The organism is Streptomyces sp. NPDC031479, from assembly GCF_055581065.1.
Genome location: NZ_JBVIKC010000007.1, coordinates 132,361 through 158,598 on the forward strand (window position 1 = coordinate 132,361; position 26,238 = coordinate 158,598).

Annotated in this window: 21 protein-coding genes; 10 read left to right on the forward strand and 11 right to left on the reverse strand. The window is 74.8% G+C overall.

The features are described 5' to 3' along the window. Positions 1-28: 28 nt before the first annotated feature. From ACZ5D2_RS10965 to ACZ5D2_RS11015, 11 genes are all read right to left on the reverse strand, one after another. Positions 29-586 (reverse strand): sugar O-acetyltransferase, encoded by a 558-nt coding sequence (locus ACZ5D2_RS10965; RefSeq protein WP_371681384.1) that lies wholly within the window; start codon positions 584-586, stop codon positions 29-31. Positions 587-624: 38 nt separating this feature from the next. Next, entirely contained in the window at positions 625-1,635 is a 1,011-nt protein-coding gene (locus ACZ5D2_RS10970) for a methyltransferase (RefSeq protein ID WP_371680446.1), read from the reverse strand. Positions 1,636-1,901: 266 nt separating this feature from the next. Next, positions 1,902-2,168: a response regulator transcription factor gene (locus tag ACZ5D2_RS10975; protein ID WP_371680445.1), complete on the reverse strand. Its 267-nt coding sequence runs from the start codon at positions 2,166-2,168 to the stop codon at positions 1,902-1,904. Between the two features lie 9 nt (positions 2,169-2,177). Beyond that, positions 2,178-2,981 (reverse strand): HAD family hydrolase, encoded by an 804-nt coding sequence (locus tag ACZ5D2_RS10980; RefSeq protein WP_468928685.1) that lies wholly within the window; start codon positions 2,979-2,981, stop codon positions 2,178-2,180. 31 nt (positions 2,982-3,012) lie between these two features. Then, positions 3,013-3,867, reverse strand: a complete 855-nt coding sequence (locus tag ACZ5D2_RS10985) for an endonuclease/exonuclease/phosphatase family protein (protein WP_468928687.1) — start codon at positions 3,865-3,867, stop codon at positions 3,013-3,015. Then, positions 3,864-4,544: a DUF1349 domain-containing protein gene (locus tag ACZ5D2_RS10990; protein ID WP_371680442.1), complete on the reverse strand. Its 681-nt coding sequence runs from the start codon at positions 4,542-4,544 to the stop codon at positions 3,864-3,866. The genes ACZ5D2_RS10985 and ACZ5D2_RS10990 overlap by 4 nt, the downstream gene beginning before the upstream one ends. Continuing rightward, a complete protein-coding gene (locus tag ACZ5D2_RS10995) occupies positions 4,541-5,374 on the reverse strand; it encodes an SDR family NAD(P)-dependent oxidoreductase (RefSeq protein ID WP_468928690.1) in 834 nt (277 codons plus the stop codon). The genes ACZ5D2_RS10990 and ACZ5D2_RS10995 overlap by 4 nt, the downstream gene beginning before the upstream one ends. Continuing rightward, positions 5,371-6,741 carry a glycosyltransferase gene (locus ACZ5D2_RS11000; protein WP_468928692.1) on the reverse strand — a complete coding sequence of 457 codons (1,371 nt, stop codon included), beginning with the start codon at positions 6,739-6,741 and terminating at the stop codon, positions 5,371-5,373. Before ACZ5D2_RS11000 ends, ACZ5D2_RS10995 begins: the two co-directional genes overlap by 4 nt. Continuing rightward, a complete protein-coding gene (locus ACZ5D2_RS11005) occupies positions 6,722-8,533 on the reverse strand; it encodes a 1-deoxy-D-xylulose-5-phosphate synthase N-terminal domain-containing protein (protein ID WP_468928694.1) in 1,812 nt (603 codons plus the stop codon). The genes ACZ5D2_RS11000 and ACZ5D2_RS11005 overlap by 20 nt, the downstream gene beginning before the upstream one ends. After that, complete coding sequence (locus ACZ5D2_RS11010) at positions 8,530-9,864, reverse strand: aminotransferase family protein (protein ID WP_468928696.1); 1,335 nt, start codon at positions 9,862-9,864, stop codon at positions 8,530-8,532. The genes ACZ5D2_RS11005 and ACZ5D2_RS11010 overlap by 4 nt, the downstream gene beginning before the upstream one ends. Before the next feature lie 94 nt (positions 9,865-9,958). Next, a complete protein-coding gene (locus ACZ5D2_RS11015; RefSeq protein WP_371680436.1) occupies positions 9,959-11,038 on the reverse strand; it encodes a phosphotransferase in 1,080 nt (359 codons plus the stop codon). A 453-nt stretch (positions 11,039-11,491) separates the two neighbouring features. Here ACZ5D2_RS11015 and ACZ5D2_RS11020 point away from each other — a divergent pair, with 453 nt between their 5' ends. The 10 genes from ACZ5D2_RS11020 (at position 11,492) to ACZ5D2_RS11065 (ending at position 26,189) form a co-directional block, all read left to right on the forward strand. Continuing rightward, on the forward strand, positions 11,492-12,889 hold the full coding sequence (locus tag ACZ5D2_RS11020; RefSeq protein WP_468928698.1) for a hypothetical protein: 1,398 nt from the start codon (positions 11,492-11,494) through the stop codon (positions 12,887-12,889). A 216-nt stretch (positions 12,890-13,105) separates the two neighbouring features. Further along, positions 13,106-14,041, forward strand: a complete 936-nt coding sequence (locus tag ACZ5D2_RS11025) for a cyclase family protein (RefSeq protein WP_371680434.1) — start codon at positions 13,106-13,108, stop codon at positions 14,039-14,041. Between the two features lie 108 nt (positions 14,042-14,149). Beyond that, complete coding sequence (locus tag ACZ5D2_RS11030) at positions 14,150-16,930, forward strand: SpoIIE family protein phosphatase (protein ID WP_371680433.1); 2,781 nt, start codon at positions 14,150-14,152, stop codon at positions 16,928-16,930. Between the two features lie 149 nt (positions 16,931-17,079). Next, positions 17,080-18,639 (forward strand): sugar ABC transporter ATP-binding protein, encoded by a 1,560-nt coding sequence (locus ACZ5D2_RS11035; RefSeq protein ID WP_468928700.1) that lies wholly within the window; start codon positions 17,080-17,082, stop codon positions 18,637-18,639. Further along, positions 18,636-19,655: an ABC transporter permease gene (locus ACZ5D2_RS11040; RefSeq protein ID WP_371680431.1), complete on the forward strand. Its 1,020-nt coding sequence runs from the start codon at positions 18,636-18,638 to the stop codon at positions 19,653-19,655. Before ACZ5D2_RS11035 ends, ACZ5D2_RS11040 begins: the two co-directional genes overlap by 4 nt. Before the next feature lie 60 nt (positions 19,656-19,715). Next, positions 19,716-20,876, forward strand: coding sequence for a substrate-binding domain-containing protein (locus ACZ5D2_RS11045; RefSeq protein ID WP_371680430.1), 1,161 nt, complete (start codon positions 19,716-19,718; stop codon positions 20,874-20,876). A 144-nt stretch (positions 20,877-21,020) separates the two neighbouring features. Beyond that, positions 21,021-21,707, forward strand: coding sequence for a response regulator transcription factor (locus ACZ5D2_RS11050; RefSeq protein WP_371680429.1), 687 nt, complete (start codon positions 21,021-21,023; stop codon positions 21,705-21,707). Next, the gene (locus tag ACZ5D2_RS11055) at positions 21,704-23,083 is read left to right on the forward strand and encodes a sensor histidine kinase (protein WP_468928703.1); all 1,380 of its coding nucleotides are present in this window, start codon (positions 21,704-21,706) and stop codon (positions 23,081-23,083) included. The genes ACZ5D2_RS11050 and ACZ5D2_RS11055 overlap by 4 nt, the downstream gene beginning before the upstream one ends. Before the next feature lie 131 nt (positions 23,084-23,214). After that, complete coding sequence (locus ACZ5D2_RS11060; protein ID WP_468928705.1) at positions 23,215-25,476, forward strand: MMPL family transporter; 2,262 nt, start codon at positions 23,215-23,217, stop codon at positions 25,474-25,476. Continuing rightward, the gene (locus tag ACZ5D2_RS11065; protein WP_371680426.1) at positions 25,473-26,189 is read left to right on the forward strand and encodes an LmeA family phospholipid-binding protein; all 717 of its coding nucleotides are present in this window, start codon (positions 25,473-25,475) and stop codon (positions 26,187-26,189) included. Before ACZ5D2_RS11060 ends, ACZ5D2_RS11065 begins: the two co-directional genes overlap by 4 nt. Positions 26,190-26,238: the final 49 nt, after the last annotated feature.

Genomic DNA, 26,238 nt, shown 5'->3' on the forward strand with positions numbered 1-26,238 from the left:
CCGCCCGCCGGGCGGCCCGCCCGGTGCCTCAGAGCGCCTCCCGGACGACGCGCGCGGGGTTCCCCACGGCGACGACGCCGGCCGGCAGGTCCTTGGCGACGACACTGCCGGCGCCCACGACCGTATTGGCGCCGATGGTGACGCCGGGCAGCACGATGACGCCCCCGCCGAGCCAGGCACCGTCGCCGATGGCGATCGGTTTCGCGGTTTCCCACATGCCGTGGCGCAGTTCGGCGGAGTGCGGATGGTTGGCGGTGTACAGCTGGCAGCGCGGTCCCATGCGGACGTCGGCGCCGATGGTGATCGGCGCGCAGTCGAGGAGGACCGCGTCGAAGTTGATCCGGGAGCGTTCCCCGATCTCGATGAAGAACCCGAATTCACACAGGAGCCGGGGCACCACCCGCACCCCCGGTGCCACGGCTCCGAGCAGCTCCCGAAGGATCCGGTCGCGCTCGCCCTGGTCCGCGAGCGCGGTGGCGTTGAACCGGTCCAGGAGGTTCTCGCAGCGTTTGCGGTAGGGGCGCAGGGCGGGGTCGTTGGCCAGGTAGGGCTCTCCCCCCGCCATGCGGCCCTTGATCTCGTCCAGTTCCACGGCAACCCCCTCGGGTCCGGCGGTACGCTCCCTCACTCGCCCGGTGCGGGCTTGATGCCGACCACCATCGATTCGGGGCCGGCGAGGTGGCGGACCCGGGTGTCGCGGAATCCGCATTCCCGCATCCAGGCGGTGCAGTCGGCGCCGGTGTAGTCGAACCCTTCCGGTACTTCCATGTGCATGATGAGGCTGAGGATCAGGCCGATGGCGTTGTCGCGCCGCTCGTCGTCGATCAGGGTCTCGTAGACGAGGACGGCGCCGCCGGGGGGCAGGGCCTCGTACGCCTTGCGCAGCAGGAGTTTCTTGGTCTCCAGGTCCCAGTTGTGCAGGACGTGGCCGAACACGATCACGTCGGCCCGGGGCAGGTCGTCCTGGAAGAAGTCCCCCTCCGCGAAGACCTGGCGTTCCGTCAGTCCGTGCGCCCCGGTGTAGGCGAGGAAGCCGTCCCGGGTGGGCGGCAGGTCGAATCCGGTGGCGGTGAGGTGGGGGTGGCGGAGCAGGACCCGGGTGGACAGTGCCCCTTCGGCGCAGCCGATGTCGGCGAGCGAGCCGTAGTCGTGCCAGGGGAACTCCTCGGCGATCGCCTGTGCCGAGTCGATGCTCAGTGCCGTCATGTCGCGCTGGAAGGAGCGGACGGAGCCGGTGGTCCGGTAGACCGCCTCGTAGTAGTCCCGGCCGGTGTGGGCGCCGTTCAGGGCCTCGCCCGAGCGCAGGACCCGGGTGAGGTCGTCGGCCAGGCCTGTGCTCCGGTCGACGAAGCCGCCGCCGAGGTAGGCCTCGCTCCTGGCCGGGTCCAGGTAGGTGCCGGCGGCCGGGGAGTTGGAGTAGTGCGCGCCGTGGCGTTCCAGGAGTCCGAGGGCCACGAGCGCGTCGAAGAAGTCGGGGGCGACGCGTTCGTGGACCCCGGTGCGCGCCGCCAGTTCACCGGTTTCGAGGGGGCCTGCGGCGAGTTCGCCGAACACGCCCGTTTCGAGTGCGCTCAGCAGGGTCTTCGTCTTCCAGTGCGCCCACATGAGGTCGACCACCGGTTGTGCGGACGTCATGAACGGCACCTCCCTCGCTCGTGACTCGGTACGGACCATCGGGGGCCGGTGGTGTGCCGCCGGCCCCCGATCGGTGTTTTCGCGGGGTGGATCAGCCCTGGCGGTGGATCTTGATGGTGCGGGTCTGGACGGGCTTCGCGGCGAGCTCGATCTTCTTCATGGTGTGCTCCTTTTTCCATTCGGATGAGGGTCGTTCTGTTGTCGTGCGGTTCGCGGTGTTTCCTGATCCGTTCCCCGCTGACAGGTATTACTTTGCCGGGGTCGCTTCACGCGGCCAAGTCACGGGATTCCGGGACCGTCGAGGAGATGGGCGCGGTCGTCTGCGCCGCGCACATCGCGAGGAATGCCATCTGAACGCGCGTGGTGGCACCCGTCTTTCCACGGATGCGGCGCAGATAGGTGTCGACGGTATGGACGCTGAGTCCCATGCGGCGGGCTATTTTGCAATAGGTGTCGCCTTCGGCCAGATGCACGAGGACCTCGCGCTCGCGCCGGGACAGGAGGGAAACGGTTTCCTGAATGTTCTCGATCATCACGGCACCTCAGAATGTCTTGTCGCGCGGAAAGGTGGCCGGCCCGGTGAAGTGCAGGGCCGACAGGTCGGGCAGGATCCGGTCGGCCGCCCCGTGGTCCAGGCCGCGGGTCAGGGCGGTGGGCACCGCCACGACCGTCATGCCGGCCGCCCGTGCGGCCGCGACGCCGGTGAGGGAGTCCTCCACGGCCAGACAGCGGCCCGGTTCGGCCCCGAGGGCCGCCGCGGCCGTCAGGTACGCCTCGGGATCCGGTTTGCGCCGGGTGACGTCGTCGCCGGTGACGACGGCGTCGAAGTGGCGGCCGAGGCCGTAGTGGCGCAGCCACCGGCGCACCCAGTCTCCGTCGGAGGAGGAGGCGACGGCCAGGCGCAGCCCGGCGGCGCGGGCCCGCTCCAGCGCCCCCGGCACGCCGGGGAGCAGACGGACCAGCTCGGGCGTCATGTGGACCTCCCACAGCTGCCCGAGCCGCCGCCGCAGCGCGGCGTCGTCCGGCGCCGCCGCCCCGCTCGCGCCGCGCAGCAGCGCGAACAGGGCCGGATAGCCCTCGGGGCGGCCGCAGACCTCCCGGGCCCAGAACTCCCGGGGCAGCCGCTGCCCGTACTCGGCGAACAGGGCGCCGCAGGCGAGGAAGTCGGGGCGGACGGAGTCCACCAGGGTGCCGTCGAGGTCGAAGATCACGGCGTCGAGGGGGGTCCGGCCCGGGGCGGTGCCGGGGGCGGTTACGCGGGCGCCGGGGCGGCCGCGGGCGGGGCCGCCGCCCGGACGTCTCGCGGTGGGGTCGGGGCCGTCTGCGGCCGGTCCGGTGGGTCGCACGGGGAATCCACTGCCTTTCGGGGAGGTCGGGTCACCGGCGGCGCAGCCGGATCGTGACGGGCCGGTGGTCGGAGGCGGGCGGGCGGCCGGCGCGCCGGTCGGGCCACGGGTCGGGCGCCCCGTAGGCGAGCAGGCCGGGGACGAGGGAGGGGGACAGCAGGAACAGGTCGATGCGGCGCTGCGCCTCCTGCCCGGGGCCCGCCGTGCCGAAGGTGGGTGCACGCAGGCCCAGATGGGCGCCCGCGTCCACGAGGAGGGGGTCGGACGGGTTCCCCAGCAGCCGGGCCACGGGCGTGCGGTCGGCCCGGTCGGCCGCGTCGAGGAGGTGGTCGGCCCTGCGGTGGCGGGGCACCCGGCTCCAGTCCGGCTCGGGGTCGCCGGGCGGCAGGCTGTTGGCGTCCATCCCCGCCACCAGCGGCGCCAGGGCGGGGTCGGCGTGGCGGCGCAGGTGGTCCGACTCGATCCGCCGCCCGGTCGGGCTGAACGGGTCGAGGTGGGCCACCAGGAACCGCAGGGGTGTCGTCCAGCCCGGCAGGCCCAGGGTCGCCAGGCCGTGGCCGTGCCAGTGGGTCAGTTCGGGTGCGGGCCGTTCCGTGCCCAGCCGCTCGATGTCCCGCTGCCAGAAGACGGCCTGGTGGCAGCCGGTCTTCGCGAGGAACAGCTCGCCGTCCATGCCGAAGGCGGCCTTGGCGTCCTCGAAGAGCGCCCCGTCGTTCCGGTGCCAGCCCCAGCCCTCCGTGGTGAGCAGGACGCGCGGCCGCAGCGCGGCGACCAGCTCGCACTGGGCCAGCCAGCGTTCGTGGCGGCCCGCGAGGCGCTCGATGCCCGCCTCGTAGAGGTTCCAGAACATGATCAGGTCGCTCCCGTCCGCGGTGCCGGCGTTCACCGCCGGTCCGCCAGGGCGCGGGGGCTCCACCGGGCTCCGGTGAAGACCGCCGTGCAGGAGTCGGAGAACGGCGCCTGCGCGAACAGGGCGAGCCGTACGTCGGGATCCGCGGGGCCGAGGAAGGTGCGTACGAAGAGCCAGGGCCCGTCCGGGTCCTCGCGGCAGAACACCGCGTGGCGCCCGCCCTCGCGGGTCACCAGCAGCTCGGCGCGCGGGCCGGCCAGGGCCGGTCCCATCGCCTCGTCCGACAGCGGGCGGGAGACGACGGTCACCACCGCCCAGCCGCCCGCCCTGGTCCGCTCCACACAGACCTTGAACCAGCCGTCGGCGCCGTGGACGAGGATGCCTCCCGCGTCGCCGAAGGCCCCGCCCCGGACGGCGACCCGGGCGCGGACGGTGTGGTCGCCGGTCAGCGTCCGGCCCAGCAGGGGGACGCCGGAGGCCTCGTGGAAGCCCGGCATCGCGAAGAGGTCGGCGCCCCGGTCGGCGCGGATCTCCAGGGTGGCCGGGTCACGGGCCGCCAGGGCGCCGGGGCCCGAGAACGTCCAGCCGGTGTCGTCGAAGGCGAGGGCGCGCCCCCGGGGCGGTGTCGCGCCGGGAGCGGTCACCGCGGCGGTCGGGGCCGTGGTGACGCCGTCGGGGGCGGGGGTGGTCACCGCGGCGGCGGGGGCGGTCACGGGGCCGACATCCCGCCGTCGATGCTGACGGCCTGGCCGGTCACGCGGGGCGCCGACGCCAGGTACAGGACCAGCCCCGCGATGTCCTCGGGCGTCTGGAACTCCCGCTGCGGCACCATCGCCCGCATGCGCTCCCAGCACTCGTCCTCGCTCTCGCCGGGGCGGACGAACTCCGAGAGGAGGTAGCGCCACATGTTGGACCGGACGATGCCCGGGCAGACGGCGTTGACGCGGATGTTCTCCTTGGCGACCTCCTGGGCGAGGGCGGCGGTGAAGCCGATCACCCCGAACTTGGCCGCGCAGTAGTGCGCGACTTTGGAGAAGCCCGAACGTCCCGAGACCGAGGAGAAGTTGATGATGGAGCCGCCGCCGGAGGCGCGCAGCAGGGGCAGGGCGGCCCGGGAGGAGAGGAAGACCCCGTCGAGGTTGCCGGACACCACGTGCCGGAACTCGGCGAGTTCCATGGTCTCGACCGGGCTGACGTGGGTGACGCCGAAGGCGTTGACGACCGTGTCGAGACGGCCCTCCCCGTCGGCGATCCCCGCGTAGAGCCGGTCCACGGCCTCCTCGTCGGTCGCGTCGACCTCGGCGGCGGTCACGGCCAGGCCCTCCGCGGCGAGCCGGTCGGCCAGCGCGCGGGCCTCGGTGTAACCGGTGACGGCGGTCGAGCGGTAGTGGTTGAACGAGGACGGCAGCCGGTCGGTGTCGGCGGCGACCACCCGGGCGCCCTGGCGGGCGAAGGCCTCGGCCACGGCGGCGCCGATGCCGCGGCCGCCGCCGATGACGAGCGCCACCTGTCCGGTGGGGGCCGGTGCGCGGTCCGTTGTCATGGGGTGACTCCTGTCGGGACGGCGCCCGCCGGGGCGGGCGCGAGGGTGTAGGCCAGCGGGGGCAGGACCAGCGCGTCCAGCAGGCGCGGGAAGGCCCGGTAGTCGGCGAGGTTGCGCTCGGGTGCGGCGATGATGCGGCGCAGGGCCGGGTCGTCGTGGCCGGTGCGCTCGGCGAGGGCGTCGAGGGCGGCGCGGACGGCGCCGTCCCGGCGTTCGAAGAAGTCCCGGAAGAGGGCGGTGGCCGCCGCCGCGTCCGGGGCGGTGCCCGTACGGGGTGCGACGCGCACGGCCCCGGGCAGGATGCGGTCGTGGCCGTCCGGAGCCGGCGCCGGTTCTCCGGCGAGGGCCCGCAGGAAGGCCGCGTCGGTGTACGGGGCCTCATGGAGCAGGGCAGCCGGTGCGATGTCGCGAGTGAGCAGTTTCCGGGTCAGGACGTCCTCGTCGACCCGGCCGAGCGGTCCGACGCGGCCCATGTCGAAGGTGCCGTGGACGTCGAGGGTGGTGGGGACGAGGTTGCGGGCGGGGAGCAGTTCGACGGCGGGGCCGACGTCGGCGGCCAGCACGGGGACCCCGTGGGCCAGGGCCTCCAGGACCACCCTGCCGAGGGTCTCCCGTGAGGCGGTGCTGGGGAAGAGCAGGACGTCGATCCCCTCGAAGAAGGCGGGGAGCTCCTCCTGGGGGCGGACTCCCTCCATGCGCACGGCCTCCGGGGGCACCCCGGCCCGGCCCAGCGCGGCGTGCACGGCGGAGGTCTCCCAGCGGGGGTCGTTCGGCTTGCCCGCGCAGACCAGGGTGACGGCGCCGTCCGAGGCGCGGTGGCACCGGGCGAACACCGACACGACCTGGTCGAAGTTCTTGGCGAGCGAGAGCGCTCCCAGATAGCCGATGCGCAGGGGTGCCCCGGTGGGCGGGAGGGGGCGCGGTTCCCGTCGGGGCAGCCGGTCCAGCATCGGGTAGGCCACGGCGGAGCCGGCGTCGGTCACGGACGGGAAGTTCGCGCGGAACAGCCGGCGCGTGTACTCGGTCGGGAACAGGGCCAGGTCACCGGGCCGCACCAGCGAGGCGCACAGCTCCTCCTGGGCCCAGTAGCCCGACCAGAGGGCGGTGTGGGCCTCGCGGACGATCCGGAAGCGGCCTCCCCGCAGCGCGCGCCAGTGGTGGTAGAGGAAGGCGTACGGGCCCGACCCGGCGTACACCACGTCGTCCTCGCCCAGTCCGGCGACGCAGTCGGGGCCGCTGGTCAGGTCGTGGAGGGTGACGGAGCCGCGCCGGGCGAGGAGGCGGGACATCTCGCGGTGCATGAGGATCGCGCCGTCGACGATGCCGTCGGTCCGCGGCGCCCGGTAGTCATGCGTATGCAGGCGCATGGCCGGACCCCTCCCGGTTTTCCAGCAGCCCGGCGAGCCGTTCGCGCAGCGGTCCGGGGCTCATGCCGTGCAGCGGCAGCTGGTGCCGGTGCACGCGGGTGGCGATGTCCCGGCGGACGGCGTGCACTTCGACGGGCAGCAGGTGCCGGGCGCGCAGGCGTTCCCCGAAGCCGCTGCCCGCGCCGTTGTACTCGACGCTCAGGATGCGGCGCGAGCGTGCGAGGACGTCGAGGCCGGCGGGGTCGAGCCGGGGGTCGAGCGCGGCGCAGTGCAGGTGGGGCAGGCCCACGTCCCGGTTGGCGGCCTCCACCAGGACGCCCGCGTAGCCGAAGGTGACGACGGTGGCGTCGACGGCGTCGGGGCCCTCGCCGGGCGGGGTGAGCCAGACGCCGCCGTCGATGTCGGCCGAGCAGTCCCGGGCCGGCGGCTCGAACGCGGCGTCGATCATGCTGACGACGTGGGTGGTGGCCGGGTCCCGGGCGAGCCGGTCCAGGCAGGCCTGGAACTCGGCGGCGGTGACCGGCTCGTAGACGCGGGTGTGCAGCAGCAGTCCCAGGAGGTTGGTCGCGTTGTGCGCGCCGCCCCACGCGCCCCAGCTGCGTCCGGCCAGGACGAGGAGGTTGCGGACGCTGGTGGTGGCCTCGGTGAGCATGCTCAGCGAGTCCATGTAGTACATGGCGTCGGTGGCGACGACCTTGGTGAGGTGGTCGGGCAGGGAGAGGGTCATCCCGACGGTCAGGGTCTCGGCGAGACCGGTGTTGGTGTACGGCACGTGTCCGGCCAGTCCGAACCGGGCGGCCATGTCGGGCGTGAAGACGGCCAGTTCGCGCCCGGTGCGTTCGCGGTGGGCGCCCAGCATCCGCCCTGCGGTCGAGGCGAAGGACACGGGCCGGCCGGGGGCGGGCCGCGCCGCGACCGCGTCCGCCGGTTTGAAGCTGTGGTCCCCCTTGCGGGTGCGGCACACGAGTGCGGCCGGTCCGGGGCGGGCGAGGAGCTCGCCGAGTGCCGCTTCCACGGCCCCGTCGTCGCAGCCGTCCACCTCGACGAGGGTCCCCAGGTAGGCGGACAGGTAGGCGGTGTTGAGCGGCCTGGCCAGTGGTTCGATGCCCTTGCCGTTGGCGTCGACGACGAGGAGCAGGTTCGTCAGTCCCGCGTCGTGCGCGAAGCGCAGTGCCTCGAAGGCGGCCCCCTCGTGGAGTTCGCCGTCCCCGGCGAGGCAGACGACCTTGCGGTCGGAGCCGCCGCGCGCGAGCTCCCAGGCGAGGCTGACCGCCTGCGCGACACCGACGCCGAGGCTGTAGCGCATGGTGGCGCGGAAGCCCAGGTCGCGGTGGACGACGCCGGTGAGGCCGCCCTGGTGGAGGGTGGTCAGGGGGGCGAAGGGCAGGGTTCCGCGTACGTAGTGTTCGGCGTAGAAGGCCGGGGCGATGTGGCCGCGGCCGACGACGAGTTCGGCCGGACCGGCGCCGGTGCCTTCCGTGCCGCCGTCCCCGCTGTCGACGAAGCCGTGGGCGAAGCAGGCGCGGACCAGGGCCAGTGAGGACAGGTTGCTCTGGAGGTTGCCGGAGCCCGCGATCTCGTGCATTCGCAGGAGGACCTCGGCGCTGTCCGCGTAGAGGCGTTGGGGCACCCGTGCGGCGACCTCGCGCAGGCCGTCCAGGAGCCTGCCGCCGTCGCGGGACTGACGCTCCATCTCTCGTAACTCGTGCTCGACGACCCGGCGTTCGGCGGGCGTGAGGCGGGGCAGTGCTTCGCGGGCGGGGGCGGCGAACGTCGCGTGGAGGTCGTTCACCGGCCGGCTCCGCGGACCTCGTCGAGTGCCTCGCCCAGGATCCCCAGGATCTCGTCGACCTCCGCCGGGGTGGTGACGAACGCGGGGGCGAGGACCACCCAGTCGTCCTGGCCCCGGATGATCAGGCCGCGGCGCAGGCAGGCCGAGGCCACCCGTTCGCCGAGGCGCTCGGCGTCCTCGGCGGCGGCGGTGAGCTTGACTCCGTAGAGGAGGCCGACGGCGCGCAGGGTGGCTCCGTGGGCCTCGGCGAGGGCGCGGAGCCGGGGCTCGGTGTACGCGGCCAGCTCGGCGATCCGCTCCTGGTAGCCGCCCTCGCGGAACAGCGTGACGGCGGCGAGTCCGGCGGCGGCGGCCAGCGGGTTGGCGGCGTAGGTGTGCGAGGGGGCGAAGGACACCGGCCCGCCGGTCTCGCCGAGCGCCTCGGCGACGTGCCCGGCCATCAGGACGGCTGCCAGGGGGGCGTACCCGCCGGAGATGCCCTTGCCGACGCAGAGGATGTCGGGGGTCACCCCGAAGGTCTGGGCGGCGAAGGGCGCTCCGGTGCGGCCGAATCCGGTGACGATCTCGTCGAAGACCAGCAGGACGTCGTGGCGGTCGCAGACCTCGCGGACCCGGGCGAGGTAGTCGGCCGGCGCGATGGCCATGCCGCGCAGGTGGATGACGGGTTCCATGACGATCGCCGCCACCGAGTCGGGCCCCTCGGCCTCGATGGTCCGCTCGATCATGGACGCGGCGAGGGCGCCCGACTTCTCCGGCGGGACGTCCCAGAAGGACTCCAGGCAGTCCGGCGGCCACACGTGCACGACGCCCGGGAGCCCGGGGCCGAAACGGGTGACGTCGGGCCGTCCGGTCAGGGACAGGGAACCGAAGGTGGCCCCGTGGTAGCCGTGGTAGTAGCTGAGGACCTTCACCTTGCCGGGGTTGCCGCGGGCGCGGTGGTGGAGCCTGGCCAGGCGCATCGCGGCCTCCACGGCCTCCGAGCCGCCGTTGACGAGCTTGGCGGCCGTGATGCCGGGGGGCGCCAGGTCGACGAGGGCCCGCGCCAGTTCCAGGGCGGCGCGGTTGGTGCCGTGCAGGGGCGGGTTGAAGGGCAGGGTCCGCAACTGCCGGCTCACGGCGCCGACGATGGGCTCGCAGTCGTAGCCGAAGCAGGTCACGAAGACGCCGGAGAGCGCGTCGAGGTAACTGCGGCCGGCCGCGTCGGAGAGGCGGATGCCCTTGGCGGACTCGAAGAGCAGGGACTCCGACGAGTGCGGCACCTCGAAGCAGAAGGCCGACAGGTCGGCGGGCCAGGAGGAAGCGGGGTCCGATGGTGTGGTGGTCGTCGTCATGTACGGCTCCTTCGGGTGAGGGGGCGGGGGTGCGCGGGCAGGCCGAGGCGGCCCGGCGGGGGCGGGGGCGGGTACGGGGTGCCGGCGGAGGCGGTCAGCCGGCCGCGGCGGCGCTGAGCAGCCGGTGGACGGCGAGTCTTCGCGCCGGGGACAGCAGCTCGAAGTAGGCGAGCCACTGGGGGGTCAGGATGCCGCGGTCGAGGATGTCCTTGGCGATGTCCACGATGACCGGCAGCGAGTGCGCCATCAGGAGGGGCATGAGGAGCACCTCGTCCCCGGGCTTCAGCAGCCCGCGGCCGCGGCCGGTGCGCAGGAAGCGGGCGAGGACGTCACGGGCGGCGCCGGTGTCGGCGCCGCAGGCGAGGACCGCCGTGTCGGCGGTCCAGGCGAGGTCGAGGAGCCGGTCGGCCACCTGGAGGTTGTCGAAGTCGAGGACGGCCAGCACGCGGGCCGTGCCGCGGCCGGAGAGCAGGAAGTGGTGGACGTGCAGGTCCCCGTGGACGACGGAGGGACGGCCGGCACCGACCGGGTGCGACCGGGACAGGGACCTCAGCATCGGCGCGGTGACGGCGAGTTCACGCAGGACGCGGGCTGCGGCACGGTGCCAGCGGTCCGCTCCGCGCTCGGCCCGGGGCAGCAGGCGCCGCTCGGCGTCCTGCAGGGCGGCCGGCCAGTGCTCCTCCTCCACCATGAGGGGCAGGTGTACGGTGGCCAGCTTGCCGGTCACCTCCAGGGGGAGGGTGTCCAGCGCGGCCCTCAGGGCCAGCCCGGCGGCGACGATGGCGTCGGCCTGCTCGCGGCCCCCGCTCGCCCGCACCCCGGGGCTGTGGGGCGACAGCTCGCACAGGATCCCGTCGTGCCGGACGGCGGGCCGGCCGTCGGCTGCGGGGACGACGGGCAGGACGGGCACGCCCCGCCGGGAGCAGTGGGCGAGGACCCGGGCCTTGAGGGCGGGGAAGTTCCCGGGCCGGGCGGCCTCGGTGTTCAGCTGCACCTTGAGCACGTGGTCACCGCCGGGCCCCGCGACCCGCCACAGCCCCGCGGTGTGGGTGAGCGGGGCCGCGCCCGCGACGGTGAGCGGGACCGGTCCGGCGGCGCCCCACGCGTCGCCCCAGTGGGTGGCGAGGACGTGGCGCACCCACTCCACCGTTCCGGCCGGGGCGGCAACGGTCATCGGTTTTCCTTCCGTTCCTGGGACGTGCGGGTCTCCCGGGAGAAACCGGTCTCCGCGGCACATCGGGTTGCCGATGCGGCCGGGGCACTCGACGCATGGGGCGTCGATGCGCCCCACAGCTTTCCTGGAGAACTGTCCCGGACGTGGCTAAGGCAGCCGTCACGATTCCCTCGCGCCCAACCGGAGTCCGGCTCAAACGGGTTGCGGTGAGCCGGCACACCCGTCCGGCCACCCGGGACCGCGTCCGCCGGCGGTGGGGGCGCCCGCCGGCTACACCGAGACCAGGCCCCCCTCCCGCGCCACGACGCACCCAGTAGATGAACCTTCAATTGTCTTGCGCGGCAGCCGAGTTGGCCGGATCCCGAGATGACCGGCGCGGCGTCCGCATGGCATGATCAACCTTCAGATTACTTACGAGTAACACCTGCTATCCGATCTGAAGGTCACACCTACGTGCGCACGCTCACCCGACGCCTCCTGCTCCCCGGCCTGACCACCCTGGCGCTCGCCGCCACCGGCTGCTCCTCGACACCGCACACCGGCGCGGTCGCCGAGGCGGGAGGCTCCCCCACCACCGCGTCACAGGGCGACGGCACCCAGCAGCTGACCGTGGACGCCGCCCCGCAGGGCTCCGCCGCGCCGTCCGCCATCGCCCGCACCCGGACCGGCCAGACACAGCCCGAGAAGTCCTCGCTGAAGGTCGCCTCCTACGACAAGGCCAGCGGACGGGCCGTCATATCCAAGACCCCGCAGGGGCCCAGCGGTTCCCCGACCCACTCCCCCACACCCGACCAGCCCGTCGCCGTCGGCGACGTCATCGCCAGCGCCCCGGCGCCCGGCGCCCCGGACGGCCTGCTCGCGAAGGTCACCGAGGTCGTCAAGAAGACCGAACGCGGCACCGAGGTGAAGACCGCCTCCACGACCCTGGCCTCCGTCCTGAAGGACGACAAGGCCGACGGCAAGGTCCCGGTCGACCCCGCCACGGTCGCGGTCGAGCCCCTGATGAAGGGCGTCACCGTCTCCTGGGCCAAGGGCGGAGGCCTGCGCTCCGGTCCCAACAGCGCCAAGCTGCCCCTGGGCAACCTGCGCCTCGACGTCAACGCCGCCGTCGACAGCGCCGAAGGCGCGCCCGTCTCGGCCGGAGCCTCGGTGTCCGGCTTCGTCCAGCTGGCCCCCGAGGTGGAGTTCTCCTACGAGGGCGCCAAGGGCGCCGGCGCCCTCCCCCGCTCGGCCTTCCTCGGCATGAGCGGCGACTGGTCCTCCCAGTGGGAGCTCAAGGGCCGCGCCGCCGCGAGTACGGGAGCGCCCAAGCGCATCCCGTTCGCCAAGCTGCACAGCTCCCCCGTCATCCAGGTGGGCCCGGTGCCCGTCGTCGTCAACCTCGACCTCACCTGCTACGTCCAGGTGGAGGCGGACGGCCGGGTCACCCTCGACGTCCGGCAGGACGTCAAGGGCGACTTCCGCGTCGGCGGGAGCTACGCCACGGGCAAGGGCTGGACCCCGGTCAGCACGTCGGCCGTGCAGAGTTCCCCGGTGAAGGCCGAGGTCACCGCCGCCGGAAAGGTCAAGGCCGCGCTCGGCGCGGAGGCCTCCGTCGGCCTGTACGGGGTCGTGGGCGTCGGCGCCGACTTCGCCCCCTACCTGCGCGGCGAGGCCGAGGCCAAGGCGAGCGCGTCCACGGACGGCAAGACCTCGGCGACGGGCTCCTGGGCGCTGCACGGCGGCTTCGACCTGAGCGGCCAGCTCCACCTCGGGCTGTCGCTGTTCGGCACGCCGGTCATGGACCGCCGCATCCCGCTCGGCACCCTCAACCGCGAGTGGCCCCTGGCGAGCGGACGGGCCGGCCTCTGACCGGACGCGGCCGCCACGACCGGCCGCACCCCGCGGGACTCCGCCGGACGGGCGGGAGGGCGACGGCCCCTCCCGCCCGTCCGGCGCTTCCGGAGGGGGAAAGTCACGGCCCCCGCCCGCGCGCCCCCGGCCCGGTACCGCGCCGGGCGGGGATCCTGACCGGGGAGGCGGGCGCGCGGGCGCCGGCCCGTACGAACCCTGGAGCACCGAACACGCATGAGCAGCGACCCCGCCAACGGGCCCGCCGTCTCGCGGCGGGAGTTCGACGCGCTCTTCGAGGCGGTCCGTACGTGGGGCCGCTGGTCCGCGCCCGACCGCGGCGCGTGGAACCGGGTGACCGCGGACCACGTGCGCGGGGCCGCGGCCCTGGTCCGGTCCGGCACGGTCGTCCCGATGGGGCGCCCCTGGGACACCCGCCCCGGACCGGACAACACGAAGCCCGCCCTGCACCACATGTCCGACCTCGGCGACGTGGAGGCTCCGGAACCGTCCGCGTACAAGGACTTCCTCGCCGCGGACTACCACGGCAAGAGCGTGACCCACCTCGACGCCCTGTCCCACCTCGCCTACCGGGGGCGGCTGTACGACGGCCGCGACGCGCGCGCGTCCGTCGGCGCCGGGGGCGCCCGCTTCGGCTCGGTGCAGGCGCTCGGCCCGCTCGTGACCCGCGGCGTGCTCCTCGACCTGCCCGCCGTCCTCGGGGTCGACTGGCTGGAGCCCGGCCGGGCGGTGCACGCTCCGGACGTGGCCGCCGCGGAGCGGGCACTCGGTGTCACGCTCGGCGACGGGGACGCGGTACTGCTGCGCTCGGGCCGCTTCCGCCGGCGCCGGGAGCTCGGCCCCTGGGACTGCGACGCCACGAGCGCCGGCTGGCACGTGGACGCCCTGCCGCTGCTGGCCGAGCGGGGCGTCTGCCTGCTCGGCGCCGACGGGGACAGCGACGTACGGCCGTCGCCGGTCGAGGGCGTGCACTCGCCCGTGCACACCCTGGCGATCACCGCCATGGGGGTGCCCCTGCTGGACAACCTCGACCTCGAAGCGCTCTCCGCCGCGTGCGCCGGGGCGGGCCGGTACGCGTTCCTGCTCGTCGTGACCCCGCTGAACGTTCCCGGCGGCACGGGCTCGCCCGTCAACCCGGTCGCGGTCCTGTGAGGCGGTCCGGGGCCCGCCGATCGCTCCCCACCCACCCCAGCCCTAAAATGTGAGGAATATACTCAAATCGGGCGATCGAGAGCGTTCCGGCGAGGGGATGTGGTGCAGATGGGGGTGGTGGGAGACCGCATCGGCCCCGTGCTTTCACGTGATCGTTTTCTGCACGGCGAGACGGTCGATTCGGTCCAGGGGGACGTGCGGGGCGAGATCCTGAGCTCCTGGGAGCGCTGTCGGCTGCTGGGCCTGTCCCCGGACCGGTCGGACCTCCCGTTCACCCAGGACTTCGACGCGGACGGCCCCCTCGTGCGCGCCGCCGCTCCCGTGCTCGACCGGCTCCAGTCGATCTTCACGGGGAGCCGGATGAACATCTGCCTCGCCGACGGGCACGGTGTCGTACTGGAGCGCCGCTTCGGGGACAAGTCCCTGCCCCGGCACCTCGCCCCGATCCAGACCGTCCCCGGCTTCGTGTTCGCCGAGCAGGTCGCGGGGACCAACGGCATCGGCCTCACCCTCGCCGAGCGGGGCCTCGTCCAGGTCTACGGCGCCGAGCACTTCGCCGAACGCTCCCAGTCGAGCGCCTGCACCGCCATCCCCGTACGCGACCAGCTCAGCGGGCACATCGAGGGCGTGCTGTGCCTCGGCTACCCCTACACGGACGCGGACCCGGCACTGGTCCCGCTGGTGCGCAGGGCCGCCGAGGCCGTCGAGCGGCGCCTGATGGAACAGAGCTCGGCACGGGAGCGCGGACTGCTCCACGCCTACCTGGAGGCGGGGTTCCGCGCCGCCCGCAACGGCATGGAGCCCCACAACGGCTACCCGCTCGCCATGGCCGAGCTGCTCCAGAGCGAGCTGGACCAGTCCGACCGGTCGATCCTGAAGGAGCGGGCCACGGAGCTGATGTCCTCGGCCCGGCGGGCCGCCACCGAGGTACCCCTGTCCCGCGGCCGGTCGGTGACCCTGGTGAGCCGTCCCGTCACCAGCTCCTCCGGGGTGGAGGGGATCGTCATCGAGGCGCTCATCCCCGAGGACACGGAGCGCCACGCCCCCGCCCCGCCCCACGCGGACGCCGCCGGCCACACCGCCGGCCACGCCCCCGCCCGCGCGGACTCCGCCACCGGCTCCCCCGCGCCCGCCCCCTCGTCCGGCGCGGACCCCGCCCCCGGCACGGTCCGGGGCCTGGTCCTGGTCGGCGAGCCGGAGGTGGGACGGTACGCCGTCGCGGCGCGGCGCCGGCTGGAGCTGCTGGCCGAGGCGGGCAACCGCATCGGCACCACCCTGGACGTGGACCGCACGGCCCGGGAACTGGCCGAGACGGCGGTCCCGCGCCTGGCCGACTTCGTCACCATCGACATGCCCGAGGCCGTGCTGCGCGGGGAGGAGTCCCCCAACCCGACCGCGCAGATGCGGCGCACGGTGGTCCACGGCATCCGCGAGGACTGCCCGTTCTACCCGGCCGGCGCGCAGGTGAACCTGCATCCCACCACGCCCCACATGCGCTGCATGACCACCGGGCAGCCGGTGCTGGAGCCCGATCTGAAGGCCGCCCTCGGCTGGATCGCCCAGGACCCGGCGCACGCGGAGCTGCTGCTCGCCCACAACATCCATTCCCTCATCACCGTGCCCCTGCTCGCCCGGGGCGTTCTCCTCGGCATCGCCTGCTTCTACCGCTCGCAGGACCCCGCGCCCTACGGCGACGACGACCTGGCGCTGGCCAGGGAACTCTCCGCCCGCGCCGCGCTCTGCATCGACAACGCCCGGCGCTACACGCGCGAGCACACCCTGGCACTGTCCCTGCAGCACAGCCTGCTCCCCCGGGGCCTGCCCGAACAGGGCGCCGTCGAGGTCGCCCACCGCTACCTGCCCGGCGAGTCCGGGGTGGGCGGCGACTGGTTCGACGTCATCCCCCTGTCCGGCACCCGCGTCGCCCTCCTCGTCGGCGACGTCGTCGGCCACGGACTGCACGCCGCCGCCACCATGGGCCGGCTGCGCACCGCCGCCCGCAACTTCGCCGAACTGGAACTCGCCCCCGACGAACTCCTCACGCACCTGGACAACCTCATGGTGCGGCTCGACCGGGAGGAGGGCGGGGACCCGCCCGGCGCCGGGAGCACCGGCATCGTCGGCGCCACCTGCCTGTACGCGATCTACGACCCCACCTCGCAGCAGTGCACCGTCGCCCGCGCCGGCCACCCCCCGCCCGCCCTCGTACTCCCCGACGGCAGCGTCTCGCTCCTCGACCTGCCCGCCGGTCCCCCGCTCGGCCTCGGCGGCCTGCCCTTCGAGTCGGCGGAGATCACCCTCCCCGTCCACAGCCAGCTGGTCCTGTACACCGACGGGCTCATAGAGGACCGCCACCGCGACATCGACACGGCCCTCGACCAGCTGCGCGGCGCGCTGGCCCACCCCGACCGCGCCCCGGAGGACACCTGCCGGGCGGTCCTGGACGCCGTGGCCCCCGAACACCCCGGTGACGACATCGCACTGCTGGTCGCCCGCACCAACGTCCTGCCCGCCGACCGGATCGCCTCCTGGGACCTGGACCCCGATCCGGCCCTCGTCGGCCGGGTCCGTGCCGCCGCGATGGAGCAGCTGGACCGGTGGGGGCTGGAGGAATCCTCCTTCGCCACGGAGCTGCTGCTCAGCGAGCTGGTCACGAACGCCGTCCGCTACGGGAGCGCGCCCATCCGGGTCCGCCTGATCCACGACCGGACCCTGATCTGCGAGGTGCACGACGCGAGCAACTCCGCTCCCCGCATGCGCCACGCGGCCTCCACCGACGAGGGCGGCCGCGGTCTGTTCCTCGTCGCCCAGCTCGCGCAGGCCTGGGGGACCCGCTACACCACCGGCGGGAAGGTGATCTGGGCCGAGTGCGCCCTGGACGCCGCGTGAACGGCGCCGCCGGTCCGCCACCGGCCGGGGACCGGCCCCGCCGGGGACCGGCATTCAGAGGGGGTAAATACCGTAGATACGGTGACACATCGGCATAGAATCCCCCATGCAGTCGGGAACACCTCGGAGGCCGACCCCCGGAGAAGTCCGTGCATGACGCTCCCGGCAGATCGACGGGCGGTCCGCCCCCGCACTCCGGCGGAGCGCCCCCGCCCCTCGTCCGCGTCCGCGGGCTCGGCAAGCGGTTCGGCGGCACCCGCGCGCTCGACTCCGTCGACCTCGACGTCCACCGGGGTGGCGTCCTCGCCCTGCTCGGGCCCAACGGCGCCGGCAAGTCCACCCTCATCAAGGTGCTCGCGGGGGTCCACCACGCCGACGAGGGCGAGGTGACGGTGGCCGGGCACCCGCTCGGCTCCCACGCCGCGACCCGGAACATGTCCTTCATCCACCAGGACCTCGGCCTCGTCGAGTGGATGACCGTGGCCGAGAACATCGCCCTGGGCACCGGCTACCCGCGCCGCGGGGGCCTCATCTCCTGGCGGCGGACCCGGGAGGGCTGCGCACGGGCCCTGCGCCTGGTCGGCGGCCACCTGGACGCCGATACCCCGGTCTCCGCACTCGCCCCCGCCGAGCGTTCGCTCGTCGCCATCGCCCGCGCCCTGGCCACCCGCGCGGAGCTGATCGTCCTCGACGAGCCGACCGCCACCCTCCCCGCGGCGGACTGCGCACGGCTCTTCGACGTCCTGCACGCCCTGCGCGACCAGGGTCACGGCATCCTCTACGTCAGCCACCGGCTGGACGAGGTGTACCGGGTCGCCGACACCTTCGCCGTCCTGCGCGACGGCCGCGTCGTCGACCGGGGCCCGCTCGCCGGCCACAGCCCCGCCCGGCTCGTGCGCGCCATCGTCGGCCACGAGCAGGCCGGCCACAGGCCCGTCGCCACCCCGGCGGCGGGCCCGCCCCTGCTGCGCCTGGACCGCGTGAGGACGGCGGCCGCGAGGGAGGTCAGCCTGGAGCTGCGGGCCGGCGAGGTCCTCGGCATGGTGGGTCTGACCGGCGCCGGCCACACCGACCCGGGCCGGGCCCTCGTCGGCGCCCGGCCGCTGCTCGGCGGGCGGATCCTGCTCGACGGCCGCCCGTACCGGCCCCGCACGGTCCGCGCCGCCCTCGCCCGCGGGGTCGCCCTCGTCCCGGGCGACCGTCAGGGGGAGGGCTGCGCCGCCGCGCTGACGGTGCGGGAGAACTTCCTGGCCAACCCCCGGTCCGCCGGGGTCCCGGCGTGGCGCTGGATGAGCCCCCGCCGCGAGCGCGCCGAGGCCGCCGCCCTGATCGAGCGGTTCTCGGTCCACCCCCGCGACAGCGAGGTGCCCATCGCCACCCTGTCGGGCGGGAACCAGCAGAAGGTCATGGTCGGCCGGTGGCTCCGGGGCGGGCTGCGGCTGCTCGTCCTCGAAGAGCCCACCGCCGGCGTGGACGTCGGGGCCAAGGCCACGGTCCACCGGCTGCTCGACGACGCGCTCGCCTCCGGTCTGGCGGTCCTGCTCGTCTCCACCGATTTCGAGGAGGTCGCGGGCGTGTGCCACCGCGCTCTGGTGTTCGTCCGCGGGACCGTGGGCGCCGAGCTGACCGGCCCGGACCTCACGGTCGCCGAACTCACCCGCACCGCCTCGGCCATGCCCCCCGTCACCGGCCCGGGGACGAACCGATGACCTCCTCCCCCTCGTCCCGGCCCTTCCTCGACCACCTGCGCGGGCACCACGTCGGCGCGTACGGCCTCCCGGCCCTCGCGGCCGTGCTGTTCCTCGTCTTCTCCCTCGCCCTGCCCTCCACCTTCCCCACCCGGGACACCGTCTCCTCGATCCTCTCCAACCAGTCGATCCCCGCCGTCCTCGCGCTCGGCGCGACCGTCCCCATCGCCGCCGGGAAGTTCGACCTGTCGATCGGCTACGGTCTCGGCCTGGCTCACGTCATGGTGCTGGACCTGATCGTGAGCGACGCCTGGCCCTGGCCGCTCGCCTGCCTCGTGGTGGTGGCCGGGGCGGCGGCCGTCGGCGCCCTCAACGGGGTCATCGTCGAATTCGGGCGGATCGACTCCTTCATCGCCACGCTCGGCACCGGCAGCATGATGTACGCCGTCACCGGCTGGATCACCGACGGTGCCCGGATCGTCCCCGGCCCGGAGGGCCTGCCCACCGCCTTCACCGGGCTCTACGACTCCCGCTTCCTCGGCCTGCCGCTGCCGGCGTACTACGTCCTGGCCGTCGCGGGCACCCTCTGGCTGGTGCTGGAACGGCTGCCGCTGGGCCGCTACCTGTACGTGATCGGCTCCAACCCGCGCGCCGCCGGCATCATCGGCATCCCCACCCACCGCTACTCCGTCTACGCCTTCGCCGGATCGGGCCTGCTCTTCGGCTTCGCCGGAGTGCTGCTCGCCGCGCAGCAGCAGACCGGCAACCCGAGCGTCGGACTGGACTACCTGCTGCCCGCCTTCGTCGGCGCCCTGCTCGGTTCCACCACGATCAAGCCCGGCCGCGCCAACGCCCTCGGGACCGTGGTCGCCGTCGCCGTCCTCGCCATCGGCCTGGCCGGCATCGGCCAGCTCGGCGCCCGGTTCTGGGCCACGCCGCTGTTCAACGGCGCCACCCTGCTCATCGCGGTCGGCCTGGCCGGCTACTCCGCGCGCCGCCGACTGCGGACCGGAGCCGGCGCGACCCGTCACCCGTAGAGCCAGAACCCGTCGCGACGCACCGCGACCCGTCGTACGCGCACCCGTGTCAGGAGCACCGTGCAAGCCAACCACCAGGCCACCTTCACCGCCGCGGCCCTGCTGAGCGCGGCCCTCACCCTCCTCGCCGGCTGCGGGGGCGGCCCGTCGTCGGGCGGCGGGCCGGTCTCCCCCGGGCCCTCCGCCCCGGGCTGCCCCGCCGCCCTCGCCCAGGCCGGGGCCGCCGTCCGGCGGGCCGAGAACACCGACCCGACCTGGACCGGCCCCACCGACGGGCCCGCGGCGGTACCGGGCAAGACCCTCGTCTACGTCGCCCAGACCATGACCAACCCCGGGGTGGCTGGCGTCGCGAAGGGCGTGGAGGAAGCCGCCGACGCCATCGGCTGGAAGGTCCGGGTGATCGACGGCGGAGGCACTCCCGCGGGCATCCAGGCGGCCCTCAGCCAGGCCGTCACCCTCAAGCCCTCGGGCATCGTCATCGGCGGCTTCGACCCGGAACTGACCTCCCAGCAGGTGGCGCGGGCGCGGGCCGCGCACATTCCGCTCGTCGGCTGGCACGCGGTGGGCTCCCCCGGCCCGAGCGAGAGCGCCGGCCTCTTCACCAACGTCACCACGAAGGTGGAGGACGTGGCCCGGATCAGCGCCGACTGGATCATCGCCCGCTCCCGGGGCAACGCCGGGGTCGTCGTCTTCACCGACGACTCGGTCCCCTTCGCCCGGAACAAGGCCGAACTGATCAAGAAGCAGCTCGCCACCTGTCCCGGCGTCCGGCTCCTGGCGTACGAGAACATCCCCATCCCCGATGCCGGCAGCCGCACCCCCCAGGAGGTCTCCTCCCTCCTGGCCCGTTTCGGGGACCGGTGGACGGATTCCGTCGCCATCAACGACCTCTATTTCGCAGACGCCGCCCCGGCCCTGCGCGCCGCCGGCGCACCGGGTTCCGGGCCCCCCTTCAACATCGGCGCGGGCGACGGCGACCCCTCCGCGTTCCAGCGGATCAACAGCGGGCAGTTCCAGGCGGCCACCGTCCCCGAACCGCTGTCCCAGCAGGGCTGGCAGATCGTCGACGAGTTCAACCGCGCCTTCGCCGCCCGGCCCGCAAGCGGGTACGTCGCCCCCGTCCACATCGCCACCGCCGCCAACAGCCGCGGCGCCACGTCCTGGGACCCCTCCGGCTACCGCGAGGCGTACCGGCGGATCTGGGCCCCTCCCGGTTCGTGACCGGCCCGTCCCCGTCCGCCCGGCGGCCGCGCGGGGGGCTCGCCGCCTCAATGTTCGGGGAACGTACGGGTGGCGGCGCGCCCGCCGGGCGGCCGGGGCCCCGCGGTTAGCATCGGCGGGGTTCACCGCGCGTGAGGGGAAGTGATGACGGAGTCCAAGGGCCTCGTGCTGGTCGTCGAGGACGAGCGCCACATCGCCGACGTGCAGCGGCTCTACCTGGCACGGGAGGGCTTCGGCGTGCACGTCGAGGCCGACGGGACCGCCGGGCTCGCCGCCGCGCGGCGGATGCACCCGGTGGCGATCGTGCTGGACATCGGCCTGCCGGGGCTGGACGGCATCGCCTTCTGCAAGGCCCTGAGGGACGCCGGCGACTGGACGCCGGTCCTGCTGGTCACCGCGCGCGGCGAGGAGGCCGACCGGATCCTCGGCCTCGAACTGGGCGCCGACGACTACCTGACCAAGCCGTTCTCGCCGCGCGAGCTGGTCGCCCGGGTCAAGACGGTGCTGCGCAGGGCGGCCGGGCCGCCGGGCCGGCCGGCCGAGACCGTGGGCCGGCTCAGCCTGGATCCGGTCAGCCGCACCGTCCGCCGCGACGGCGAACCCGTCGAACTCACCACCACCGAGTTCAACCTGTTGGCGCACCTGGTGCGGCACACGGGGCAGGTCTTCACCCGGGAACAGCTGCTGGCGCGGGTGTGGGGGTACCCCGGCTACCGCGACACCCGGATGGTCGACGTGTTCGTGTCGCAGTTGCGCGCCAAGCTGGGGGACGCGAGCCCGATCCGCACGGTCCGCGGCGTCGGCTACAGCGCGACGGATCCCCGTACGTGAACCGGTCCCGCCCCCGCCGCGGCTCGCTGGCCCGCAGCATCGTGGTGCTGACCACCGCGGTGGCCGCGCTCGCTGTGGCGCTGACGGGGCTGGTCGCCTGGCAGAGCGCCGCGCACGCCGCCGAGCGGCGCGAGCGCGACCAGCTGACGCGTCAGGCCACGGTGCTCGGGCGGCTGCCCGTCCTGTCGGAGGCGTTGTTCGACGGCGCCCGGGCACTGGGCGGACCGAACGGGGTGGAGCTCGCGGTGATCTCCGCCGACGGGAGGGTCGGCGGCGGCGCCACCCCGGCCGTCGGCCCGGCCGTGAAGGCGGCCCTGCTCGCCGGCGAACCCGTCTCCACCACCGCCGTCCTGGGGGGACAGGACGTGCTGCTGGTGGGGCGGCCGGGCGTGGGCGGCGGCGCGGTCGTCCTCACCGAGCCGTACGCGGTGGTCACGCGGAACACGAACCAGATCCGGCGCAGCGTGATCGTGCCGCTGGTCGTCGGCATGCTCGGCGCGGCCCTGGCCGGAGCGCTCATGGCGCGCCGCATCGCCCGTCCGCTCGTGAAGGCCGCGCGGGTCGCGCACCGGCTCGCCGACGGCGAGCGGGGCGTACCGGCCCCGGTCGACGGGCCGCGGGAGACGGAGGACATCGGGCGAGCCCTCAACGTCCTGGACGCGGCGCTGGCGCGCAGCGAGAACCGGCAGCGGGAGTTCCTGCTGTCGGTCTCCCACGACCTGCGGACCCCGCTGACCGCGCTCCAGGGATACGCCGAGGCGCTGGCCGACGGCCTGATCGAGCCGGAGCGACTGCCCGAGGTCGGAGGCGTCCTGGCCGACGAGACGCGCCGGCTGGACCGGTTCCTGGCGGACCTGCTGGACCTGGCCCGGCTGGAGGCGGACGGGTTCCGCCTGGACGTGGCCCCGGCCGACCTGGGCGCGGTCGTCGCCGAGGCCGCCGCCTTCTGGGCCGGGCCCGGGGCGCGCGCCGGGGTCGAGCTGCGGGTGGAACGGCGGGAGCCGCCCCTCGTCGTCGAGACGGACGCCTTCCGGGTCCGGCAGCTGGTCGACGGGCTCGTCCAGAACGCCCTGCGGCTCACGCCCGAGGGCGCGCCCGTGGTCCTCGCCGTGCGGGCGGCCCCGGGGGGCGGGGCCGAGGTGCAGGTCCGCGACGGCGGCCCCGGGCTGACCGAGGACGACGTACGCGTCGCCTTCGACAGCGGGGCCCTCCACGCGCGCTACCGGGACACCCGCCCGGTCGGCAGCGGCTTGGGGCTGGCCCTCGCCCACCGGCTGACCGGCCGTCTCGGGGGCACCCTGCGGGTCGAGGGGCACGGTCCGGAGGGCGGCGCCTGCTTCACGGTCGCCCTCCCGCGGACGCCCGGCCCGGCCTGAGGCCCGCCGGGGCGGGGCGTCGACGCCCGCCGCGGCGTCCTCGGTCCCTCCTGTGGCGGGCACGCGCGTCCGTACGTTCCCCGAACGATCCGCCAACGATCCCCTTACGGGAGCCCCGCACAGTGGGGCCCATGAACACCGCATCGACCGGGGGGCCCGGACTCCTCCACCGCAGCGGGCGCCGGTGCGCCCGGCACGCCTGGGGGATCGTCGCCCTGTGGGTACTGCTCCTGGCCGGCCTCGCGGCCGCCGACCACGCCTGGGGCGGCACCTTCGCGGACAGCTTCTCCCTGCCCGGCACCGGCGCCCAGACCGGCGCCGACCTGATCGAGGCGCACACCGCCGGGGGCGGGGGCACGGCCGCCCCCCTCGTGCTCCACACCGGGAGCGGTACGGTCGCCGCCCACCGGGAGGCGGTCGCGGCGGCCGTGGCCAACCTGGACCGGCTGCCGGACGTCCTGTCGGTGGCCGACCCGCTGACCACGCCCGGGGCGGTCTCCCCCCGCGGCGACACCGCCCGGGTGACGGTCCGCTTCGACGGCAACCCGGCGGGCTTCGCCCCCTCCTGCCTGGCCCGGGTCGACGCGGCCGTGGAGCCGCTGCGCGCGGACGGCGTCACCGTCGAGTACGGGGAGCCGCTCGGGCAGCTTGCCTCGACCGGATCCGCCGACCGCGTCTCGGAGGGCATCGGTCTGGCCGTCGCCGTGCTGGTGCTGCTGATCGGCTTCGGCAGCGTGGCCGCGGCCGGGCTGCCGCTGCTGACGGCCGTGCTGGGCCTGGCCGTGGGTCTCAGCGCCCTCGGCCTGCTCGCCGGCCCGTTCGACTTCGCCCGGGCGTCCCCGACGCTGGCCGCGATGATGGGCCTCGGCGTGGGCGTCGACTACGCCCTCTTCCTGGCCACCCGCTACCGGGCCCTGCTGCACGCCGGGGCGGAACCGGCCGAGGCGGTCGGGCGTACGGTCGCCACCAGCGGCCGTGCCGTCCTGGTCGCCGCGGCCACGGTGGCCATGGCGCTGGGCGGGCTCTGCGTCTCCGGCGTGGGCTTCATCGGCACCCTCGGCATCGCCGCGGGGCTCAGCGTGGTCGTGGCCGCCGCCGCGTCGGTGACGCTGACGCCCGCGCTGCTGGGTCTGCTCGGGCGCCGCGTCGACCGGCTCCACGTGCGCACGCCGGTCGCCGAGCCCGCCGGGGAGTCCGACGTCTGGCACCGCTGGGCCCTCCGGGTCGCCCGGCGCCCCTGGGTCTTCCTGGCCGCCGGCCTGCTCCTGCTCGGCGTCCTCGCCCTCCCTGCGGCGTCCATGCGGCTGGGGCACGTCGACGCCGGGGCACAGTCCACGGCCAGGACCGACCGCCGGGCGTACGACCTGGTCACCGAGGGCTTCGGCGCCGGCGCCAACGGCCCGCTCACGGTCGTCGTCCAGCTCGACAGCACCCGGGTCGCCGACCCGGCCCGCCGCGAGGAGCTGGCGGCGTCGCTCCGGCGGCGGCTGACGGCCGTACCGGGCGTGGCGTCCGTGACGGCGCCGGTCCCCGGCCCCGACGGGGCCCTGCTCCTGTCCACCGTCACCCCCGCCACCGGACCGCGGGACCCGGCGACCGCCCGGCTGATCCGCACCCTGCGGGACGAGACCGTCCCGCGGGCCCTGACGGGCACCGGTACCACCGGGTACGTCACCGGCGCCGCCGCCGCCACCCAGACCTTCACCGACACCCTGGCGGGCGCGCTGCCCCGGATCGTCGGCGTGGTGGCCGTGGCCGCCTTCCTCCTGCTGCTCACCGTCTTCCGCAGCCCGCTGATCGCGCTCAAGGCCGCCGTGCTCAACCTGTTCTCGATCGCGGCCGCGTACGGGGTGGTGGTCGCGGTGTTCCAGTGGGGCTGGGGCGGGGCGCTGTTCGGGGTGGGCGAGCCGGTGCCCGTCGAGTCGTACGTACCGATGATGATGTTCGCGATCGTCTTCGGACTGTCGATGGACTACGAGGTCTTCCTGCTCTCCCGGATCCGCGAGGTCTGGCTGCACCGGCGCGACAACCACCTGGCCGTGGCCACCGGTCTCGCCGCCACGGCCCGGGTCATCACCTGTGCGGCGCTGATCATGACCAGCGTCTTCCTGGCCTTCCTGCTCTCCACGAACGTCGCCGTCAAGATGCTGGCCCTGGGCCTGGGGGTGAGCGTCGTCCTCGACGCCACCGTGGTCCGCCTGCTCCTGGTGCCGGCGTCCATGTACCTCTTCGGGCGTGCCAACTGGTGGCTCCCCGACCGGCTGGACCGGCTCCTGCCCCGGCTCGACCCGGAGGGCCCCGCCCCGGCGCCCGCACCCGAGACCGCCCCCGGGACCGCCCCCGGCAGCGCCCCCGAAGCCACTCCCGTACCCCTTCCCGGAGACCGACGATGAAGCGCGTTCCCCTCGCCGGGACCCGGGCGGCCCTGCGCCGCCACCTCCTCCTCTCGGTCACGGGCGCCGTGGCCGTGGTGGCCGTCGCCGCGACCGGTGCGGCCGAGTCCGCGGCCGGCGCTCTGATCCGGCACCGCGTCGCGAGGGCGGCTCCGGGACTCGGTGACGCCGTCACGGTCGGCATCGGCGGCGACTGGGCCCTGTGGGACCTGGCGCACGGGAGCATCCCCCGGCTCGACGTCGGCAGTGATGACGCCCGCGTGGGCCGCCTGTCGGGGGTGCGCGTACGGGCCCGGCTCGACGACGTCCGCCTCGGCGAGCGGGCCACCGTCGGGGGCACACGGGCCGAGGTGACCGTCTCCCCGGGGGCGATCGCCGACGCGATCCGGGCCTCCGCACCCTCGGTGACCGTGGCCTCGGTGACGGCCGACCCGGCGGCCGGCACCGTGCTCGCCGCCGTCGGCCCCGGCGGCGCGGGGCGGCTGACGCTGCGTCCCGCCCTCGCGGACGGCAGGGTCACCCTCGCCGTGGACGGGCTCACCGTGTTCGGCCGCTCCGTCCCCGCCGGCCGGCTCGGCCTGGACCGCCTCGCGCCGGGTCCGGACGCGCGCGCCGCCTACCCCTTCGGGCTCAGGGCCACGTCCGCCGACGTCCGGCCGGACGGCCTGCACGTGTCCCTGGAGGGCGGCCCCGGCCCCCTTCCCGCCGCCTGACGGCCCGGAGCGCGCCCGGACCCCCGCGGGGGGATGCTGGAGGGGAAAG